Below are 3,341 nucleotides of genomic sequence, written 5' to 3' on the forward strand. Positions count from 1 at the left end.
GCGGGCTACCAGGCCACGCACTTCAAGTGGAGCGTGGTGGGCGGCGTCGCCACCATCACGCTCAACCGGCCCGAGCGCAAGAACCCACTCACCTTTGATTCGTACGCCGAGCTGCGTGACTTGTTCCACCAGCTCAAATGGGCGGACGACGTCAAGGCCATCGTACTGGCCGGCGCGGGCGACAACTTCTGCTCCGGCGGCGACGTGCACGAGATCATCGGCCCGCTGGTGCAACTGAAGGCGCCCGAGCTGCTGATGTTCACGCGCATGACGGGCGAGCTGGTGAAGACCATGCGCGCCTGCCCGCAGCCCATCGTCGCCGCCATCGACGGCGTGTGCGCGGGGGCGGGCGCCATCCTGGCGATGGCGTCCGATCTGCGCCTCGGCACCGCGCGCACCAAGACCGCCTTCCTCTTCAACCGCGTCGGCCTGGCCGGCTGCGACATGGGCGCCTGCGCGATCCTGCCGCGCCTCATCGGCCAGGGCCGCGCGAGCGAGCTGCTCTACACCGGCCGCTCGATGAGCGGCGAAGAGGGCGAACGCTGGGGCTTCTTCAACCGCCTGTGCGACCCGGCCGAGGTGCTGACGCAAGCGCAGTCGCTGGCTGCCGATCTGGCCGCCGGCCCGACTTTCGCCAACGGCATCACCAAGACCATGCTGCACCAGGAATGGACCATGACGATCGAGCAGGCGCTGGAGGCCGAGGCCCAGGCGCAGGCGATCTGCATGCTGACCGAAGACTTCTCGCGTGCGTACCACGCGTTCGTCGCCAAGCAAAAACCGGTGTTCGAGGGCAACTGACATGAGCGACATGGACTATCTGCAGTGGCCCTTCTTTGACGACAAGCATCGCCAGCTTGCCGCCGAACTCGATGCCTGGGCGACGAAGAACATTCCGCAGGACCACGGCCCCGATGTCGACGCCGAATGCCGCACGCTGGTCAAGCAACTCGGCCAGGCCGGCTGGCTGCGTCATGCAGTCGGCGGCACGGCGCATGGCGGCGCAGGCGAGACCATCGACACGCGCGCCATCTGCCTGATCCGCGAGACGCTCGCACGCCATTCCGGCCTGGCCGACTTCGCGTTCGCCATGCAGGGGCTGGGCTCCGGCGCCATCTCGCTGCACGGCACGCCCGAACAGCGTGAGCGCTATCTGACCAAGGTCGCGCACGGCGAGGCCATCTCGGCGTTCGCGCTGTCGGAGCCGGACGCCGGTTCCGACGTGGCCGCCATGGCCTGCGCCGCCCGCGAAGACGGCGACAGCTACGTGCTCGACGGCGAGAAGACGTGGATTTCCAACGGCGGCATTGCGGACTTCTATGTCGTCTTCGCCCGCACTGGCGAGGCACCGGGCGCGCGCGGCATCAGCGCGTTCATCGTCGAGGCCGGCACGCCGGGCTTCGAGATCGCCGAGCGCATCGACCTGATCGCGCCGCACCCGCTTGCCCGCCTGCGCTTTACCAGTTGCCGCATCCCCGCCGGCCAGCGCGTGGGCGCGGCGGGCGAGGGCTTCAAGGTGGCGATGCGCACGCTGGATGTATTCCGCACGTCGGTGGCCGCTGCCGCGCTGGGCTTTGCACGCCGCGCATTGGATGAAGCGCTCACCCGCGCCACCACGCGCAAGATGTTCAATGGCGTGCTGGCCGACTTTCAGCTCACGCAGGCCAAGCTCGCGCAGATGGCCACCGCCATCGACAGCGCCGCCCTGCTGACCTACCGCGCCGCCTGGCAGCGCGACCAGGGCCGCACCGTCACGCGAGAGGCCGCCATGGCCAAGATGACCGCCACCGAGAACGCGCAGCAGGTGATCGACGCCGCCGTGCAGATGTGGGGCGGCCTCGGCGTGGTGAGCGAGCAGCCGGTCGAACGCCTGTACCGCGAGATCCGCGCGCTGCGCATCTACGAAGGCGCGACCGAGGTGCAGCAGCTCATCATCGCGCGCGAGTTGCTGCGCGCAGCAGCGCCCGCCAAGCACTGAACCCCGCACAGCCCAGAGACGGAGAGCTCGCCATGCCCAGCGCCCATATCGACACCTTCGCCCGCGACCGCCTGCCGCCGGCGGAACTCCAGCCGGTCTACCGCTTCGACCTGCCGGCGCTGCAGTTTCCGGCGCAGCTCAATTGCGCGACCGAGCTGCTCGACAGGCGCGTTGCTGCGGGTGAGGGCGACCGTCTCTGCATCCAGGCTCCCGGCATTCGCTGGACCTATGCCGATCTGCAGGCGCACGCCAACCGCATCGCCAACGTGCTCGTGCAGGAAATGGGCGTGGTGCCGGGCAACCGCGTGCTGCTGCGCTCGCCCAACACCCCGATGCTGGCGGCCTGCTGGTTTGCCGTGATGAAGGTGGGCGCGATTGCCGTAACGACCATGCCGTTGCTGCGTGCCAAGGAGCTTGGGCAGATTCTGGCGAAGGGCGAGATCGGCTTCGCGCTATGCGACGCGCGCCTGATCGACGAGTTGCGCGATGCCGTGGCGCAAGCGGCCAAACCGGTGCAGGTGCGCTGCTTCCACGACGACACGCCCGACGGCCTGGAAGCCGCGATGGCGCGCCAGCCGGCCGAGTTCACCAACGTCGACACCGCAGCCGACGACACCTGCCTGCTCGCCTTCACCTCCGGCACCACCGGCGTGCCGAAGGCCACGATGCACTTCCACCGCGACATCATGGCGATCTGCGCCTGCTGGCCGCCGCACGTGCTGCAGCCGCGCGCCGACGACATCTTCATCGGCAGCCCGCCGATGGCGTTCACGTTCGGGCTGGGCGGTCTGCTGCTGTTCCCGATGAGCGTGGGCGCGTCGACGGTGCTGCTGGAGAAGGCCTCGCCGAATGACTTAGTGGACGGCATCCGCACCTTCGGCGCCACGGTGCTGTTCACCGCGCCGACCACGTACCGCAACATCGCCGCGCGTGGGGAGGAGCTGCGCGCCACGCCGCTGCGCCGTTGTGTGTCGGCGGGCGAAGCATTGCCCGTGGCCACGCGCACGCTGTGGAAGAACGCCACCGGCATCGAACTGATCGACGGCATCGGCGCGACCGAGATGCTGCACATCTTCATCTCCGCCGCCGATGCCGACGTGCGCCCCGGCGCCACCGGCAAGGCCGTCCCCGGCTATGTCGCGCGGGTGGTGGACGACGCAGGCAACCCGGTGCCACCTGGCACGGTCGGCCGCCTTGCCGTGCAGGGCCCGACCGGCTGCCGCTACCTCGCCGACGACCGCCAGCGCGCCTACGTGCGCGACGGCTGGAACCTCACCGGCGATGCCTACGTGATGGACGAGGAAGGCTACTTCCACTACCACTCGCGCACCGACGACATGATCATCTCGTCGGGCTACAACAT

General features: G+C 69.0%; 3 protein-coding genes. All 3 read left to right on the forward strand.

Annotated features, from left to right (window positions below; all coding sequences use genetic code 11):
• Window positions 1-801, forward strand: an 801-nt coding sequence (locus tag QZ609_RS25620) for an enoyl-CoA hydratase family protein (RefSeq protein WP_295501054.1), incomplete at its 5' end; no start/stop codon positions are given.
• A 1-nt stretch (window position 802) separates the two neighbouring features.
• On the forward strand, window positions 803-1,978 hold the full coding sequence (locus QZ609_RS25625) for an acyl-CoA dehydrogenase family protein (protein WP_295501056.1): 1,176 nt from the start codon (window positions 803-805) through the stop codon (window positions 1,976-1,978).
• A 32-nt stretch (window positions 1,979-2,010) separates the two neighbouring features.
• The coding region (locus tag QZ609_RS25630) for an AMP-binding protein (RefSeq protein WP_295501059.1) at window positions 2,011-3,341 on the forward strand (1,331 nt) is incomplete at its 3' end.

It is taken from the genome of uncultured Ralstonia sp. (assembly GCA_913056305.1).
Taxonomy (GTDB): domain Bacteria; phylum Pseudomonadota; class Gammaproteobacteria; order Burkholderiales; family Burkholderiaceae; genus Ralstonia.

What these genes read in the sequence shown, in the direction of transcription:
- QZ609_RS25625 (WP_295501056.1), top strand. Translation starts at nt 803, where the DNA reads ATGAGCGACATGGACTATCTGCAGTGGCCCTTCTTTGACGACAAGCAT.